Consider the following 16348-nt stretch of genomic DNA (forward strand, 5'->3'; position numbering starts at 1 on the left):
GCCTTGAGGAGCAGCAGTGAGCAGCAACAGCGGTGACGTCCGGCTCTGGGGCGGCCGTTTCGCCGCCGGCCCCGCCGAGGCGCTGGCCCAGCTGTCGGCGTCGGTCCACTTCGACTGGCGGCTGGCCCCGTACGACATCGCCGGCTCCCGCGCGCACGCCCGCGTGCTCCACAAGGCGGGCCTGCTCACCGAGGACGAGCTGAGCCGGATGCTCGCCGGGCTCGACCAGCTCGAAGCCGATGTCGCGGACGGCTCGTTCACCGGCACCGTCGCCGACGAGGACGTCCACACCGCCCTGGAGCGGGGCCTGCTGGAGCGGCTCGGCCCGGACCTCGGCGGCAAGCTGCGGGCCGGCCGGTCCCGTAACGACCAGGTCGCCACGCTCTTCCGGATGTACCTGCGTGACCACGCCCGGATCATCGGCGGGCTGATCGCCGACCTCCAGGAGGCGCTGGTCGGCCTCGCCGAGGCCCACCCGGACGTCGCGATGCCGGGCCGCACCCACCTCCAGCACGCCCAGCCGGTGCTCTTCGCCCACCACGTCCTGGCCCATGTGCAGTCGCTGTCCCGGGACGCGGAGCGGCTGCGGCAGTGGGACGACCGGACCGCCGTCTCCCCGTACGGCTCGGGCGCGCTGGCCGGCTCCTCGCTCGGCCTCGACCCGGAGGCGGTCGCCGCCGACCTCGGCTTCGAGCACGGCTCGGCCGGCAACTCCATCGACGGCACGGCCTCGCGTGACTTCGCCGCCGAATTCGCCTTCATCACGGCGATGATCGGGGTCAACCTCTCGCGGATCGCGGAGGAGATCATCCTCTGGAACACGAAGGAGTTCTCCTTCGTCACCCTCCACGACGCCTTCTCCACCGGCTCGTCGATCATGCCGCAGAAGAAGAACCCGGACATCGCGGAGCTGGCGCGCGGTAAGTCGGGCCGGCTCCTCGGCAATCTGACCGGGCTGATGGCCACGCTCAAGGCGCTGCCGCTCGCGTACAACCGAGACCTCCAGGAGGACAAGGAGCCGGTCTTCGACTCCTGCGACCAACTGGAGGTGCTGCTCCCGGCGTTCACCGGGATGATGGCGACCCTGACCGTCAACCGTGAGCGCATGGAAGAGCTGGCGCCGGCCGGCTTCTCGCTGGCCACCGACATCGCGGAGTGGCTGGTCAAGCAGGGCGTGCCGTTCCGGGTGGCGCATGAGGTCGCGGGGGAGTGCGTCAAGGAGTGCGAGGCGCACGGCATCGAGCTCGACCAGCTCACCGATGAGCAGTTCGCGAAGATCTCGCCGCATCTGACCCCGGAGGTGCGGGGCGTGCTCAACGTGCCCGGTGCCCTCGCCTCGCGCAGCGGCCGCGGTGGCACCGCTCCCTCGGCGGTGGCGGTCCAGCTCGCCGAGGTGCGGACGGACCTGGTCAAGCAGCAGGAGTGGGCGGCGGCCAAGCAGCCCCTGCAGCAGCCCTAGCCGGCTGAGACGTACGACGGCGGCCTGCCCCGGAGAGACCCGGGGCGGGCCGCCGTCGTGCGCGGTGCGAGAAGCATGTGAGACATTGACGTCTCATTAGGGTATCGTCTGTCTCATGGCAGTGGATCGTGAACGGGTACTCAAAGAAGCCGCCGCGTTGCTCACGCGTCGGGCGTCGACACCGATGGACGAGATCGCCCGCGCCGCGGGCATCAGCCGCGCGACCCTGCACCGGCACTTCGCCGGACGGGACGCCCTGATCCGGGCGCTGGAGGAGCACGGGATCGCACAGTTCGTGCAGGCGATGGACGCGGCGCGGCTGGAGGAGGGGGACGCGGCGGAGGCGCTGCGCCGGCTGATCGCCGAGGCCGAACCGGTCGCCGCCGTACTGGCCTTCCTCTTCACCGAGAACCAGCTCTTCGAGGACGGCGAGATCAACGCCGGCTGGGCGGAGCTGGACGCCCGTATCTCCGCCCTCTTCCGCCGCGGCCAGGAAGAGGGCGACTTCCGGATCGACCTGAGCGCCGCCTGGCTCACCGAGGCCTTCTACGGCCTGATCGGCGCGGGCGCCTACGCCGTCCACGAAGGACGGGTGGCCCGCAACGACCTCACCCACTCGATCGCCGAGCTGCTGCTCGGCGGCATCCGACGGAGCATGGAGAAATGACCGAGACCATAGCGTCAGGACCGGCCGGTTCGGCCCATGTGGACGACCAGCCCCGCCCGGGTCGCTGGCTCGCGCTCGCCGTCCTCGTCCTCGCCGTCCTGCTGGTCGGCGTCGACGCCACGGTCCTCGGCCTCGCCACCCCCTTCCTGAGCGAAGACCTGCGCCCCTCCGGCGCCCAGCTGCTGTGGATCGGCGACATCTACTCCTTCGTCATCGCCGGTCTGCTGGTGTCCATGGGCAGCCTCGGCGACCGCATCGGCCGGAAGAAGCTGCTGCTGATCGGCTCGGTCGGCTTCGGCGCGATGTCGGTGCTCGCCGCGTACGCCTCCAGCGCGGAGATGATGATCGCCGCGCGGGCCCTGCAGGGCGTGGCCGGTGCGACCCTGATGCCCGCCACCCTGGCGCTGATCCGCAACCTCTTCCACGACCCCAGGGAACGCAGCCTCGCCATCGGCATCTGGGGCGCGATGGCCTCGGCCGGGATGGCCGTCGGGCCGGTCCTCGGCGGCTTTCTGCTGGGGCACTTCTGGTGGGGCTCGGTCTTCCTGATCAACCTGCCGGTGATGGCGCTGCTGGTCGCCGTCGGCGCCAAGGTCATCCCGGAGTCACGCAATCCGGATCCCGGGCCCTGGGACATCCCCAGCGTCCTGCTCTCCCTCGTCGGCATCGTCGCGGTCGTCTACGCCGTCAAGGAAGCGGCGGTCGAGGGCTACCGCTGGGACATCGCCCTGGCGGCCGCCATCGGGGTGCTCGCCCTGGTCTGGTTCGTCCGCCGCCAGCTCACCCTGCCCTCGCCGCTGCTGAACATGAAGCTCTTCGCGCACCGCGGCTTCTCCGGGGCGGTGCTGGCGGACCTGCTGACCATCCTCGGGCTGTCCGGGCTGGTCTTCTTCCTCTCCCAGTTCCTCCAGATGGTGCAGCAGCGCTCGCCGCTGAACGCCGGGCTCGTCGAACTCCCGGCCGCGGTCGGCGCGGTGGGCGCCGGCCTGGCGGCCGGCTGGGTCGCCCGGAAGCTGTCCGTACGGATCGTGGTGGCCGGCGGTCTCGCCGTGGTCGGGCTGTCGCTGGTCGGCTGCACCACCCTGCACGCCGACACCGGCACCGCGGCGCTGTGCTTCATCCTCTTCATCGTCGGTGTCGGTGCCGGTTTCTCGTTCACCGTCACCGCCGATGTGATCCTCTCCAATGTGCCCAAGGAGGAGGCGGGGGCGGCCTCCGCGGTCTCCGAGACGGCCTACGAACTCGGCGCGGCCCTCGGCATCGCCCTCCTCGGCTCCATCGTCACCAGCATCTACCGGGGCTTCCCGACGCCCACCGGGGTGTCCGAGCCCGCCGCCGACGCCGCCCGGGAATCGCTCGGCGGCGCCGTCGAGACGGCCGGCCAACTCCCCGCCGACCAGGGCGCGGCGCTGGTGAAGGCCGCTCAGCACTCCTTCGTGGACGGGGTGGACGTCGCGGCCGGGGTGGGTGCGGTGGTCCTGCTGGCCGCCGCGGGAGCCGCCTGGTTCCTGCTCCGCGGCCAGCAGCTGGGCAGCGGCCCGGGCCGGGCCGGGAACGCGGCCTTCGCCACGGCCGGGCGGCAGCCGGAGCCCGGGTCCGGCCCGGCGGCCGGCGACCCGGTGGAACGCCTGTAACACCCGTCTCGCCGAACGGCCGATCCGCCGGACGGCGGGCCCCCTCGCGCCCCAGGGCGTGTCCTGTGGATCAGGTGCCACGCACCCGCCATGATCCACGGGACACGCCCTGGGGGCGACTGTCCCCCGCCCGTTCACGCCCGGTACCTGTCGTGGTGACCGGTCGTCCCGAGCGGCTTGCTTGACTCTCCCGTCGTCCCCTCACGGACGGCCCGCTCAGGAGAGTGACGCAGTGCGCGACATCGGACGACGCTCCTTCTTCACCGCCGCGGGGGCTCTCGCCACGGCGAGCGCCATCGGCAGCAACGCCTACGCCACCGGCCACGCCCGCGACGCGGCCACCGCCGACGAATACGTCGACGTCCAACTCCTCAACATCACCGACCTGCACGGCTATCTGCAGGGCGCGCCCGGCGCCCACTCGATCATCACCGGAGCCGGCGGGAAGACCTACACCGTCGGCGGCGTCGCCTCCATGGGCGCCCACCTGGAGCGGCTGCGCGACGGCCGCCGCAACTCCGTCTTCTTCGCCCCCGGTGACCTCTTCTCCGGCTGGGAGTTCGACGCCGCCGCCTTCGCCGACGAGCCCACCATCGAGGCGCTCAACGCCATGGGCCTGGACTTCGCCTCGGCCGGCAACCACGAGTTCGACAAGTCCGCGACCTTCCTCACCGCGCACATGGAGGACGGCGACGGCTACCCGACGGTCGGCCGCGACGACGACTTCACGGACTCCACCGGCCGCCGCTTCCGTGGCGCCGAGTTCCCCTACTACAGCGCCAACATGGTGTGGCGCTCCAACGGCGAACTGGTGCTGCCGCCGTACAACATCGTGCACGTGGACGCCGGCGGCGGCCGCCGGCTGCCGGTCGGCTTCATCCATCTGACCGCTATCGGCACCGAGTCCTTCCCCGGCTCCTACCAGCCGGGACTGCGCACCCTGGACGAGCTGGAGACCGCCAACCGCTGCGCCGCGGAGCTCAAGTCACGCGGCGTCCACGCGATCGTGCTCAGCATGCACGACGGAGCCGTGGCCGGCAGCGACTTCTCCAGCGGCAAGAACCCCTCGGGGCCCGCTTACGAACTGGCGCTGCGCGCTTCCCCGGACATCGACGCCATCGTCACCGGCCACTGGCACTGCGCCTTCACGATGATGCTGCCCGACCCCAACGGCGACCCCCGGCCCTTCGTCGAGGCCGGCTGCTACGGCCAGCTCATCAACGAGATCAATCTGCGGCTCGACCCCGACACCGGCTCGGTGATCCGGGAGCTGACCACCTCCGTCAACCACCCCAACACCCACGACGTGACGCCGGACCCCGAGCTGCGCTCGATCGCCGGCTACTGGGCGGACTACGGCAGCCGGCGCGCCCGCAGCCGCCTCGGCACCCAGACGGCCTCCTTCACCCGGCGGCGCAACGCCGCGGGGGAGAGCACCATGGGCAACCTCGTGGCCGACTGGGCCCTGTGGGCGGGCCGGCAGGAGCACGGCCCGATGGACGACCCCGCGCAGTACCCCAACACCCCCGCCGACCTCGCCGTCATCGCGGTCGCACCGCGCGTCGGCCAGGCCCTGATCGCCGGCGATCTGATCCGTGACGAGGAGTCCGACGGCACCGTCACCTTCGCGCAGGCCTGGAACTCCGTCGGCTTCGGCGACCCGATCATGACCGTCACCGTCACCGGCCGGCAGATCCACGACGCCCTGGAGGAGCAGTGGGCGCCGACCGCCGGCGGCGGCCTCGGCTACTCGCCGCTGGCCGTCTCCGCCAACGTCCGCTACACCTTCGACGCCGCGGCGCCGGTCGGCCGGCGGATCGACCCGGCCGACGTCTTCATCGACGGCACCGCCCTCGACCTCACCCGCCGCTACCGCCTCGCCGCCCCCTCCTACACCCTCATCAACATGGACGGCTTCAGCGCCTTCACCGGATTCACCGCACCGGTCCGGCACACCCGCGACTTCGAGAGCTTCGTCTCCTTCGTCCGCACCAAGAAGCAGCTGGCGCCCGCCCCGTTGAACCGGGTGTCGGTCAAGAACGCGGGGGTGCCCGGCGCCCGCACCGGCACCGTCGTCCGTCGCCAGCAGCTGCTCCAGGCCGACGGCAGCCCGGTCCCGCGGGCCGAGGCGGCGCTGCGTACGGCGCGGCCCGGCGGTGCCGAGGGCCGGCGCGGCCCCGACGGCTTCCGGGTGCCCTGCTGATCTCCACGGACCGGCACGCACACGAACGGGCCCCCTCCGCGGAACGGAAGGGGCCCGGTGCACCGCCGAGAGATCAGGCGGCCCTGGCCTTGGTGGCGTAGATGTCGACGTACTCCTGGCCGGACAGCTCCATGACCTCGCTCATCACCTCGTCGGTGACGGCCCGCAGCACATAGCGGTCGCGGTCCATGCCGTCGTAGCGGGAGAAGTCCAGCGGTGCACCGAAGCGCACCGTCACCGGCGCGATGCGCGGGCGGCCCTTGCCGCCGGGCTGCACCTTGTCCGTGCCGATCATCGCGAACGGCACGACGGGCGCGCCGGTCATCAGGGTCAGGCGGGCGATGCCCGTACGGCCGCGGTAGAGCCGGCCGTCGGGGGAGCGGGTGCCCTCGGGGTAGATGCCGAAGACGCTGCCCTCCTCCAGGATCCGGCGGCCGGTCATCAGCGCGGCGACCCCGCCGTGCCCGCCGTCCCTGTCCACCGGGATCATGCCGGCGCTGGTGAAGAACCAGGCCATCGCCCGTCCCTTGAGGCCCTTGCCGGTGACGTACTCGTCCTTGCCGATGAAGTACACCGGGCGCTTGACCACCAGGCTCAGGAACAGCGAGTCGATGAACGTGACGTGGTTCCCGGCCAGGATCACCGGTCCGGTCGCCGGAATGCGCTCCATGCCCTCCACCTCCGGGCGGTACAGGACACGCATGACGAATCCGAGAATCGCCTTCAGCACAATGCGGGACAACGGGCCCTCCGGGTCGTGGTGGTCAACGTCGAGCAGGCGCAGAACTCTGCAGCCCAGGACGATACTCGCGGGTCACTCCCGCGCGCACATCGGGTTTACAAGGTCGATACGCACAGTTGACGTGTGTTACCGCCCATGTTCCCCCCGAAGTCCGCGTCCGTCTCCCCGGCGTCACCCGTCCGTGCTTACGATCGGCCTGGTTCCGTGGGCCGGCGGGCAACACGCCTCACCGCACGCCGGAAAACACCCGGAAGCACGTGCAGGACGACAGACCATCTCATTTCAAGGAGCGCGCGTATGCACAAGCGGGAGCAGCCGGGACGGCGGACGGTACTGGGGGCGGCGGCCCTCGGTGCGGGGGCGGCGGTCTTCGGCGGGGCCGGCCAGGCGAGCGCCGCCGGGCGTGACGGAGCGCCCCGGGAACTGCCGGTTCCGCTGATCATCGGCCACCGCGGTGCCAGCGGCTACCGCCCCGAGCACACCTTCGGCTCCTACCAACTCGCCCTCGACATGGGCGCGGACGTCATCGAACAGGACCTCGTCCCCACCAAGGACGGTCACCTGGTCTGCCGTCACGAGAACGACATCACCGCCACCACCGATGTCTCCGCGCACCCCGAGTTCGCGGACCGCAAGACCACCAAGACCGTCGACGGGGTGAAGCTCACCGGCTGGTTCACCGAGGACTTCACACTCGCCGAGCTCAAGACACTGCGCGCCAAGGAGCGCATACCGGGCACCCGGCAGCACAACACCCTCTATGACGGCCGGTGGGAGGTGCCGTCCTTCGAGGAGGTCCTGCAGTGGGCCGAACGCGAGGGCCGCAAGCGGGGCCGCCGGGTCTGGCTGCACATCGAGACCAAGCACCCCACCTACTTCCGCAAGCTCGGCCTGCCGCTGGAGGAGCGGGTGGCCAAGGCGCTGCGCGCGCACGGCCGGCACCGCACGAACTCCCCGAACTTCCTGCAGTCCTTCGAGCCCAGCAGCCTCCAGCGCCTGGGCAAGCTCGTCGGCTGCCCGAAGATCGTCCTGCTGGGCACGCCCGACACCCGGCCCTGGGACTTCGTCGAGGCGGGCGACCCGCGCACGGTCGCCGATCTGATCAAGCCCGAGGGCCTGAAGTGGATCGCCGGCTTCGCCCAGGGCATCGGTCCGGACCTCACGGTGATCATCCCGCGGGACAAGGACGGCAAGCTCGGCACGCCCACCTCCGTCGTCAAGGACGCCCACGCCGCCGGACTGGTGCTGCACCCGTACACGGTCCGCAACGAGAACACCTTCCTGCCGACGAACTTCCGCCGCGGCTCCGACCCGAACGCCTACGGCGACTCCCTCGCCTACTTCAAGGCGCTCCTGGGCACCGGTCTCGACGGTCTGTTCTCCGACAACTGCGACACCGCGCTGCTGGCCGCCGCGGAGTTCCGCACGCACTGAGCCGGGCGCCGGGCCGCCGCCGCGCCGGCGGCCCGGCCACCCGGACCGGCACCAGCTCACCCCACTCTCATCTGAGTTGGGAATGTCACAGGAGAGCTCGGCGACGTTCCGTTTGCCCCATGCGCCTGCGCAGAATGCTCGCGGCGGAGATTGCCGCTGCCACATTCCGGGGAGTCCGGAAGGAGCAGTGTCAGCCACGCCATGACGGCGACGGGTACCCCGCGGAGCCGTCTGTCAGGGCACATCGTTCCGGGCGCACCCCTTCCACCCTCAGCGCGCCCGGGCCAGCGAACCGAATAGGGGAGGCATAGGCGCATGGGCACGAGTGTGACCATCTCTGCGGCGACCGACCAGGACGCCGAGCAGATCCTCAAACTCCAGTACCTCTGCTACCAGCAGGAAGCCGCGCTGTACGACGACTACGGCATCGAGCCGCTCACCCAGACGCTGGAGGCGCTGCGCGCCGAGCTGGGCGCGGGCTGCGTCGTCGTCGCCAGGCTCGGCGAGGAGGTGGTCGGGTCCGTGCGCGGCACGGTCGACGAGGACGGCACCGCGCGGATAGCAAAGCTCATCGTGCACCCGCGGATGCAGCGGCACGGCCTGGGCGGACGGCTGCTCGACGCGCTGGAGCGGCGGCTCGCGGAGGAGCACTCGGCCCTGCGCTTCCGGCTGTTCACCGGGCACCGCAGCGACGGCAATCTGCGGCTCTACCGCAGCCACGGCTATGTGCCCGTGAGCACCGAGCAGATCGGCCCCCGGATGGGCGTGGTGACGCTGGAGAAGGAGTTCCGTCCGGACGTCGCCCCGGTGGCGGCGCCTTCCGGACCCGGCGTGGGCGAGCTCGCCGCGCAGGCGTAGCGGACACGCGGACGACAGGGGGACGGGCCCGGCGGCGGGCCCGTCCTTCAGTCCTGTACCCGGTCGGCCGGCTGCTCCGTACGGGCCCGGCGCAGCCACAGCAGCCCGGTGACGGGCAGGATGACCGGGATGAACAGATAGCCCATGCCGAAGTCCGACCAGACGGTGGCGTCGGGGAACGCGGAGGGGTCGAGCAGCGTCCAGGTGCCGATGCCGAGCACCCCGAGCAGCTCCAGCGCACAGCAGGCCAGCGCGGCCCGGCGGGCGCCCTCACCGCCGCGCACCAGCGAGAAGAGGATGAACCCGTAGACGATCGCGGAGAGGGCCGAGAGGCCGTACGCGAGCGGGGCCCGGTCGAACTGGGCGAGGAGCTGGTAGAGCGAGCGGGACGCGGCCGCGACGGTGAAGACGCCGTAGAGCGCGACCAGCAGCCGTCCGGGGCCGGTGCCCAGGGAACGCTTCGCCGGGGCGGCGCCCGTGGTGCCGTCCGCCGCTGTAGCTGCCGTGGTCTCAGGCACTGCCGCCTCCCCAGATGTCGAACAGCCGCACTTCCAGTACGGCCAGCACCACGGCGCCCGCGGCAGCGGTGGCCGAACCCCAGCGGGTGCGCTCCGAGAGCGACATGAACCCGGTCGCGGGGACACAGGCGGCCGCCCCGAGCAGATACGCCACGAAGAGCGCGGTGCCCTTGTCCGGCGAGTGTCCGCCCGCCAACTGCACGACGGCGATGACCAGTTGGACGATGCCGAGCAGCGACACCAGGGCCATGCCGATGAAGTGCCAGTCCTTGGTGGGCTGGTCACGGAACGCGGCGAAGCCGCACCAGGAGGCGAGGGCGAGAGCGGCCACCGCGACCGCGATCGTCAGCGCGTCGATCACCGGGGCCTCCGGGCGGCATACCGGTGCGCCGTGGGGTTGTGGAGCATGGGGTGATGCTAATCGCCCGGGGGCGGGCGGCCGCGTCCGGCCCCACCGTGGCACGTACGCTCCTGAAGTATGAAGATCACCGCTGATGCGCTCCTTTTCGACAATGACGGCACCCTCATCTCCTCCCTGGAGTCCGTGTACCGCTGCTGGTCCCGGTGGGCGAAGGAGTACGGCGTCACCGAGGAGGACTTCGCCCGGGTCGCGCTGCACGGCCGTCCGGCCGCGGAGATAGTCGCCGATCTGCTGCCTGCGGACCTCGTACCGGCGGCGGTGGCCCGGATCGAGCAGCTGGAGGTCGAGGACGCCGGGGGAGTGGTGGCGCTGCCCGGCACCCTCGCCCTGCTGGAGAGCCTGCCCGCCGAGCGGTGGGCCGTGGTCACCTCGGCCACGCAGCGGCTGGCCGAGGCCCGGCTGGGCCAGGCCGGGATCCGGCCCAAGAACCTGATCGCCGCCGATGACATCAGCCGGGGCAAGCCGGACCCGGAGCCGTTCCTGCTGGCCGCCGCGCGGCTGGGGGCGGACCCGGCCCGCTGTGTGGTCTTCGAGGACGCCCCCGTCGGGCTGGCGGCGGGCCGCGCGGCCGGAATGGTGACCGTGGCGTTGGCCACAACGCACCGCGCCGAGGAGCTGTCGGCGGACATCGTGGTCCCCGACCTCTCGGCGGTATCCGCGCAGGCCACGGACGGATCGGTGGAGATCACCATCGCGCGCTAGCGCCTTGTCCACGGGTCGGTCAGGCATGTCCGCTATACGGACTGGCTTGATCGGCCCGCACGCCTGTCTGGTTTACTTGCCGCCATGACCACGACGAGCTACCGCACCCCTGCGACCGAGACGTATCCGACGTCCGGTGCTCGTTGCATGTGTCGAATGTGTGACCGCTGAGGGCCCCCGCCTAAGCTCGCGCCCCGAAGTGAGACCCTCCCTCGAGCTCTTGATGAGCAGGGTGGACCCCCACCGCGCCGTGCCTCCGTCGCCGACGGAATCCGGCCGCCCCGCGTCACCGGAACCCGCAGCCGGGCCCCGCGCCCGCCACCGCGCCCGTTCCCCCCTGCCGCACTCGCAAGAATGCCCCGTGCCCCGGCGGCCGAGCCGCCGAGCACTCGACAGTGACGGAATTCCCCTGTGATCACCACTACGGGCCTGACCAAGGTCTACCGTTCAGGAGACCGCGAAGTCACCGCCCTGGACGGCGTCGATCTGCACGTCCGCGAGGGCGAGGTGTACGGCGTCATCGGCCAGAGCGGCGCCGGTAAATCCACCCTCATCCGCTGCCTCAACCTCCTGGAGCGCCCCACCTCCGGCACGGTCACCGTCGCCGGCCAGGAGCTGACCTCCCTCGCCGGCCGCGGCCAGCGCGCGAGCGCACCGCTGCGCGCCGCCCGCAGCCACATCGGGATGGTCTTCCAGCACTTCAACCTGCTGTCCTCGCGCACCGTCCAGGACAACGTCGAACTGCCGCTGGAGATCCTCAAGGTCGACCGCCGGGAGCGCTCCCGCAAGGCGCTGGAGCTGCTGGACCTGGTCGGCCTCGCCGACAAGGCCAAGGCCTACCCCGCCCAGCTCTCCGGCGGCCAGAAGCAGCGCGTCGGCATCGCCCGCGCGCTGGCCGGCGACCCCAAGGTGCTGCTCTCCGACGAGGCCACCAGCGCCCTGGACCCGGAGACCACCCGCTCCATCCTCCAGCTGCTGCGCGACCTCAACCGCAAGCTGGGCCTGACCATCGTGCTCATCACGCACGAGATGGACGTCGTCAAGACGATCTGCGACTCGGCCGCGCTGATGAAGAACGGCCGCGTCGTCGAGCAGGGCACCGTCGCCGAACTGCTGGCCACCCCCGGCTCCGAGCTGGCCCGGGAGCTGTTCCCGGTCGGCGGCGAGCCCTCGGCCGACGACCGCACCGTCGTCGACATCACCTTCCACGGCGCGGCCGCCACCCGCCCGGTGATCTCCGAGCTGTCGCGCACCTACAACGTCGACATCTCGATCCTCGGCGCCGCCATGGACACCGTCGGCGGCAAGCAGGTCGGCCGGATGCGCATCGAGCTCCCCGGCCGCTTCGAGGAGAACGTGGTCCCCATCGGGTTCCTGCGGGAGCAGGGGCTGCAGGTTGATGTTGCCGACGTGGCCGGTGCCACCGGCGGGACCGCCGAAGCCGTCGACGACGCGGTGACCCCGGCGGCCGCCGGCGCGCTGCAGAAGGAAGGTGCCAAGTGACCTGGAACGAGATGCAGCCGCTGTTGTACGACAACACGCTCGACACCCTCTTCATGGTGTGGTGGTCGACGTTCTACGCGGTGCTCATCGGCATCCCGGTCGGGGTGCTGCTGCATCTGACCCAGCGCGGCGCCGTCCTGCAGAACGTCGTGGTGAACAAGGTGCTCGGCGCGATCGTGAACATCGGGCGGTCCTTCCCGTTCCTGATCCTGATCGTCGTGCTGATCCCCTTCACCCGGCTCCTCGTCGGCGTCTCCATCGGCCCCACCGGCGCGGTGGTCCCGCTCGCCCTCGCCGCCATCCCGTTCTTCGCCCGGCTGGTGGAGGCCGCGCTGCGTGAGGTCGACCACGGACTGGTCGAGGCCGCCCACGCCATGGGCGGCGGCACCTGGACCATCGTCTTCAAGGTGCTGCTCCCGCAGGCGCTGCCCGCGCTGATCGCGGGCGTCACCACCCTGGTCATCCAGCTGATCGGCTACTCCGCGATCGCCGGTGCGGTCGGCGGCGGCGGTCTGGGCAACCTCGCCTACACCTATGGCTACCAGCAGTACGAGACCTCGCTGATGATCGCCACCGTGGTGGAGCTGATCCTCCTGGTCACCCTCGTTCAGATACTCGGCGACGTCGTCGTCCGCCGGCTCGCCCAGCGCGGCGGCCGTGCCTCCTCCCTGCGCGTCGGCCTGCGCCGCACCCGCGCCGAGGAGCCGGTTGCCGTCACGGAAGCCGCCTGATCCCGGAGCCACCCGCTCCGCCCAAGAGCCCGGACCCTTTGCCGGGCGGACACCGCACACGAACCCCCGTGTGTGAACAAGAAAGAGGCACTCTTCGTGCGCAACACCATCAAGATCACCGTGGCCGTCGCGGCCGCCTCCGCCGTCGCCCTCGGCGCGAGCGCCTGCTCGGCCCCCTCCGACACCACCGCCAGCAGCGACAAGGGTGACAAGAACGCGCCCCTGGTCGTCGCCGCGAGCCCCACCCCCCACGGCGCCATCCTCGACTTCGTCAAGAACAAGCTGGCGGCCAAGGTAGGCCTCAAGCTGGTCGTCAAGCCGTTCAACGACTACAAGATCCCCAACAAGGTCACCGACGACGGCCAGGTAGACGCCAACTTCTTCCAGCACAAGCCGTTCCTGGACACCTTCAACAAGGAGAACGGCACGCACATCGTGCCCGTCCAGAACGTCCTCATCGAGCCGCTGGGCGTCTACTCCAAGAAGATCCACAAGCTCTCGGACCTCAAGTCCGGCAGCACCGTCTCGGTCCCCAACGACCCCTCCAACGAGGGCCGTGCGCTCAAGCTGCTCGCCGACAACGGGGTGATCACCCTCAAGCCCGGCGTCGGCTCCGACGCCAAGCTGACCGACGTCAAGGACGACAAGGGCGTCAAAATCACCGAGCTGGAGGCCGCGCAGACCGCGCCGCGCATCGACGACGTCGACGCCGCGGTCATCAACGGCAACTTCGCCATCGGCGCGCAGCTCAAGCCCTCCAAGGACGCGCTGGCCCTGGAGAAGGCGAAGGACAACCCCTACGCCAACTTCCTCGCCGTCAAGAAGGGCAACGAGAACGACCCGCGGATCAAGAAGCTGGCCAAGCTGCTGAACTCCCCCGAGGTCAAGAAGTTCATCGAGGACAAGTACAAGGACGGGTCGGTCATTCCGGCTTTCGGGCCTGCCAAGGGCTGAGCTTCGGCCTCCGTATTTTTCCCCGCCGCCCACCCCCCTTCGGGGGGTGGGCGGGTGTAGAGGTGCGGTTGCTGCGGGGGCGGGTGCAGACGTACGGCCCCTTCGGGAGTTGGCAGCTGTAGACGTGCGGCCGCTTCCGGGGTGGGCGGGTCCAGACCTACCGCCCCTTCGGAGCCGAGCAGCTACAGACGTACGGCTGCCGCCCCCCATCCCCTGAGCGGCAGCCCCCGCTTCCCCGGGCCGCCAGCCCCCACCACCCTCACGTCTCCGCAGGTCACCGAAGGATGGCCGGCCGCACGGACACCCCCCGGACCCCGGACCGCCGAGCGCGCGGCCGGGGCCCACGCGCGTGGCACAGCCCACGGCCCATGCTGCATGCTGGTGCATTCAAGACGGTCAAGACGGCCCGTGACCTCGCGCGGAAACAGCCCGCGACGTCCCGGAACCCCACGGTCAACGGCGTTGGAGCAGCGGCATGACATCCACCTTTCCGGACATCTCCATCAGCACGGACCGGTTGGTGCTGCGCCCTCTCGAAGAGGCCGATGTGCCGTCGCTGGCCGACATGATGAACGATGAACTCGTCGCGGCCTGGACCGTGGCCCCCCAGCCGTACACCCGGGCCGCCGCCCGCACCTGGGTCGCCGAGTACGCGCCCGCCGAACGCACCGCCGGCCGCGGAGTCGACTTCGCCGTCACCGAGTTCCTCACCCAGCGCCTGGTCGGCGTGGTCCAGCTGACCAACACCGACTGGCGGCTGCGCTCCACCGAGCTCTCCTACATCGTCGCTTCCTGGGCCCGCGGCGAGGGCTATGCGTCCGAGGCGGCGCTCGCCACCGCCCAGTGGGTCTTCCACGACCAGAAGTTCGAGCGTCTGGAGCTGCGTACCGCGGCGGGCAACACCGCGTCCCAGCAGGTCGCCCAGAAGATCGGCTGTATCAGCGAGGGCGTGCTGCGCAATGCCTGGATAGCCCGTAGCCGCACGGAGGACGGCGGCTGGGCGGACATCCGCACCGACCTGATCGTGTGGAGCCTGCTGCCCGAGGACCTCGACGGGGTCCCCGGCCGGCTCGCGGACGCGAACGGATTCACCTACCCCGAGTGGAACTGACCCGCTGTCCCGCGGGCAACCGGCCCACACCCGCACGCAGGTCCGTACCTCTCGGGGTACCCTCGGCCTGCCGCGCACCTGCGCGACCAGCGCGGATCAGCGGACCACGGCGGCAGTGCCACCAGCCTGCGGCCGCCCCGCAGCCGCCGCTGCCCGCGTAACCACAGCAGCCCCAGGAGACTGACGAGCATGGCCGACCGGGTCACGGTGATCGGATGGGACGGCTCTCCGCTGACCGCCGCCGCCCGCTCCGCCCTCGGCGCCGCCACCCTCGTGGCCGGCGCCGCCCACCACCTCGCACTGCCCGAAGTCCCGCCGCACGCCGAGCGGATCCGGCTCGGCAGCGTGACCCTGGCCGCCCGCCGGATCGCCCAGCACCGCGGCACCGCCGTCGTGCTCGCCGACGGTGACCCCGGCTTCTTCGGCGTCGTACGCACCCTGCGGGCACCCGAGCACGGTCTGGAGGTGGAGGTCGTACCGGCCGTCTCCTCCGTCGCGGCCGCCTTCGCCCGGGCGGGAATGCCCTGGGACGACGCCCAGGTCGTGGTCGCGCACAGCCGCGATCTGCGCCGCGCGGTGAACGTCTGCCGCGCCCACACCAAGGTGGCGGTTCTCACCTCGCCCGGCGCCGGGCCGGCCGAACTCGCCCTGCTGCTCGGCGGCGTCCACCGCACCTTCGTCATCTGTGAGGACCTGGGCACCGACCGGGAGCGGGTGACGGTACTCACATCGGACAAGGTCGCCGACCATGTCTGGCGTGACCCCAATGTCGTGATTGTGGTGGGCGGTTCGCCCGGCGGCGCGGCGGCTCAGGGGACCGGCTGGATCGCCGGCCGCGAGGTGGGTCATCCGACGGGCCCGCGCGGCTGGGGACTTCCGGCCGGTGCGTACGGCGGTGTCCTCGGCGAGGGGGAGTCCGTCCAGTTGCGCACCGCACAACTCGCGCGCCTCGGGCCGCAGGTGGGCGACCTGGTCTGGGACATCGGGGCGGGCGTCGGGGCCGCCGCGGTGGAGGCCGCGCGTTTCGGTGCCGCGGTCATCGCGGTGGACGCCGACGCGGACGCCTGCGGGCGCACCGCCGCCCTCGCCCGCCGGCACGGCGTCCAACTCCAGGTCGTGCACGGCCGGGCGCCGCAGATCCTGGAGGACCTGCCGGAACCCGATGTCATCCGGGTCGGCGGCGGGGGAGCGGAGGTCGTCACCGCGTGCGCGGCCCGCCGTCCCGAACGCATCGTCACCCACGCGGCCACCCGCGACGAGGCCGAAACGCTCGGCCGGGCGCTGGCGAACGGCGGCTACGACGTCGAGTGCGCCTTGCTGCAATCCGTCGACCTGGACACTTCCGCCTGGGTCGAACGCGAGCGGTCCGTGGTGTTTTTGCTGAGCGGCTATCGCGTTTCTCACCCATGAC

Annotated in this window: 15 protein-coding genes; 12 read left to right on the forward strand and 3 right to left on the reverse strand. The window is 71.2% G+C overall.

Features of this window, described 5'->3' with window-relative positions; all coding sequences use genetic code 11:
- The first annotated feature begins 16 nt into the window (after positions 1-16).
- From argH to CPH93_RS28640, 4 genes are all read left to right on the forward strand, one after another.
- On the forward strand, positions 17-1459 hold the full coding sequence (argH, locus tag CPH93_RS28625) for an argininosuccinate lyase (RefSeq protein WP_093482280.1): 1443 nt from the start codon (positions 17-19) through the stop codon (positions 1457-1459).
- Between the two features lie 115 nt (positions 1460-1574).
- Complete coding sequence (locus tag CPH93_RS28630) at positions 1575-2126, forward strand: TetR/AcrR family transcriptional regulator (protein WP_096214479.1); 552 nt, start codon at positions 1575-1577, stop codon at positions 2124-2126.
- A complete protein-coding gene (locus CPH93_RS28635) occupies positions 2123-3760 on the forward strand; it encodes an MFS transporter (protein WP_096214480.1) in 1638 nt (545 codons plus the stop codon). Before CPH93_RS28630 ends, CPH93_RS28635 begins: the two co-directional genes overlap by 4 nt.
- 232 nt (positions 3761-3992) lie before the next feature.
- Positions 3993-5963 carry a bifunctional metallophosphatase/5'-nucleotidase gene (locus CPH93_RS28640; protein ID WP_093482277.1) on the forward strand — a complete coding sequence of 657 codons (1971 nt, stop codon included), beginning with the start codon at positions 3993-3995 and terminating at the stop codon, positions 5961-5963.
- A 73-nt stretch (positions 5964-6036) separates the two neighbouring features.
- Here CPH93_RS28640 and CPH93_RS28645 read toward each other — a convergent pair whose 3' ends face one another.
- Complete coding sequence (locus CPH93_RS28645; protein WP_093482276.1) at positions 6037-6705, reverse strand: lysophospholipid acyltransferase family protein; 669 nt, start codon at positions 6703-6705, stop codon at positions 6037-6039.
- Between the two features lie 297 nt (positions 6706-7002).
- Between CPH93_RS28645 and CPH93_RS28650 the strand changes: the two genes are divergently transcribed.
- Both CPH93_RS28650 and CPH93_RS28655 read left to right on the forward strand, forming a co-directional pair.
- Entirely contained in the window at positions 7003-8139 is a 1137-nt protein-coding gene (locus tag CPH93_RS28650; protein WP_006607532.1) for a glycerophosphodiester phosphodiesterase, read from the forward strand.
- Between the two features lie 315 nt (positions 8140-8454).
- Positions 8455-8997: a GNAT family N-acetyltransferase gene (locus CPH93_RS28655; protein ID WP_093482275.1), complete on the forward strand. Its 543-nt coding sequence runs from the start codon at positions 8455-8457 to the stop codon at positions 8995-8997.
- Between the two features lie 47 nt (positions 8998-9044).
- On the opposite strand, the gene CPH93_RS28660 is transcribed toward CPH93_RS28655, so the two are convergent.
- Both CPH93_RS28660 and CPH93_RS28665 read right to left on the reverse strand, forming a co-directional pair.
- Positions 9045-9515 (reverse strand): hypothetical protein, encoded by a 471-nt coding sequence (locus tag CPH93_RS28660; protein ID WP_093482274.1) that lies wholly within the window; start codon positions 9513-9515, stop codon positions 9045-9047.
- Complete coding sequence (locus CPH93_RS28665; RefSeq protein ID WP_006607529.1) at positions 9508-9876, reverse strand: hypothetical protein; 369 nt, start codon at positions 9874-9876, stop codon at positions 9508-9510. The genes CPH93_RS28660 and CPH93_RS28665 overlap by 8 nt, the downstream gene beginning before the upstream one ends.
- Before the next feature lie 117 nt (positions 9877-9993).
- Here CPH93_RS28665 and CPH93_RS28670 point away from each other — a divergent pair, with 117 nt between their 5' ends.
- The 6 genes from CPH93_RS28670 (at position 9994) to cbiE (ending at position 16347) form a co-directional block, all read left to right on the forward strand.
- Positions 9994-10638 (forward strand): HAD family hydrolase, encoded by a 645-nt coding sequence (locus CPH93_RS28670; RefSeq protein WP_093482272.1) that lies wholly within the window; start codon positions 9994-9996, stop codon positions 10636-10638.
- A gap of 411 nt (positions 10639-11049) precedes the next feature.
- Positions 11050-12141: a methionine ABC transporter ATP-binding protein gene (locus CPH93_RS28675; protein ID WP_093482271.1), complete on the forward strand. Its 1092-nt coding sequence runs from the start codon at positions 11050-11052 to the stop codon at positions 12139-12141.
- Complete coding sequence (locus CPH93_RS28680; protein ID WP_096214481.1) at positions 12138-12872, forward strand: methionine ABC transporter permease; 735 nt, start codon at positions 12138-12140, stop codon at positions 12870-12872. Before CPH93_RS28675 ends, CPH93_RS28680 begins: the two co-directional genes overlap by 4 nt.
- Positions 12873-12944: 72 nt before the next feature.
- The gene (locus tag CPH93_RS28685) at positions 12945-13826 is read left to right on the forward strand and encodes a MetQ/NlpA family ABC transporter substrate-binding protein (RefSeq protein ID WP_231976981.1); all 882 of its coding nucleotides are present in this window, start codon (positions 12945-12947) and stop codon (positions 13824-13826) included.
- A gap of 475 nt (positions 13827-14301) precedes the next feature.
- Positions 14302-14937: a GNAT family N-acetyltransferase gene (locus CPH93_RS28690; protein WP_093482269.1), complete on the forward strand. Its 636-nt coding sequence runs from the start codon at positions 14302-14304 to the stop codon at positions 14935-14937.
- A 189-nt stretch (positions 14938-15126) separates the two neighbouring features.
- Positions 15127-16347 carry a precorrin-6y C5,15-methyltransferase (decarboxylating) subunit CbiE gene (gene cbiE / locus CPH93_RS28695; RefSeq protein WP_093482268.1) on the forward strand — a complete coding sequence of 407 codons (1221 nt, stop codon included), beginning with the start codon at positions 15127-15129 and terminating at the stop codon, positions 16345-16347.
- The last annotated feature ends 1 nt before the right edge of the window (position 16348 follow it).

The sequence above is a fragment of the Streptomyces sp. 2323.1 genome, assembly GCF_900221035.1.
GTDB lineage: Bacteria > Actinomycetota > Actinomycetes > Streptomycetales > Streptomycetaceae > Streptomyces > Streptomyces sioyaensis.

What these genes read in the sequence shown, in the direction of transcription:
- CPH93_RS28630 (WP_096214479.1), top strand. Translation starts at nt 1,575, where the DNA reads ATGGCAGTGGATCGTGAACGGGTACTCAAAGAAGCCGCCGCGTTGCTC.
- CPH93_RS28635 (WP_096214480.1), top strand. Translation starts at nt 2,123, where the DNA reads ATGACCGAGACCATAGCGTCAGGACCGGCCGGTTCGGCCCATGTGGAC.
- CPH93_RS28650 (WP_006607532.1), top strand. Translation starts at nt 7,003, where the DNA reads ATGCACAAGCGGGAGCAGCCGGGACGGCGGACGGTACTGGGGGCGGCG.
- CPH93_RS28655 (WP_093482275.1), top strand. Translation starts at nt 8,455, where the DNA reads ATGGGCACGAGTGTGACCATCTCTGCGGCGACCGACCAGGACGCCGAG.
- CPH93_RS28670 (WP_093482272.1), top strand. Translation starts at nt 9,994, where the DNA reads ATGAAGATCACCGCTGATGCGCTCCTTTTCGACAATGACGGCACCCTC.
- CPH93_RS28690 (WP_093482269.1), top strand. Translation starts at nt 14,302, where the DNA reads ATGACATCCACCTTTCCGGACATCTCCATCAGCACGGACCGGTTGGTG.
- cbiE (WP_093482268.1), top strand. Translation starts at nt 15,127, where the DNA reads ATGGCCGACCGGGTCACGGTGATCGGATGGGACGGCTCTCCGCTGACC.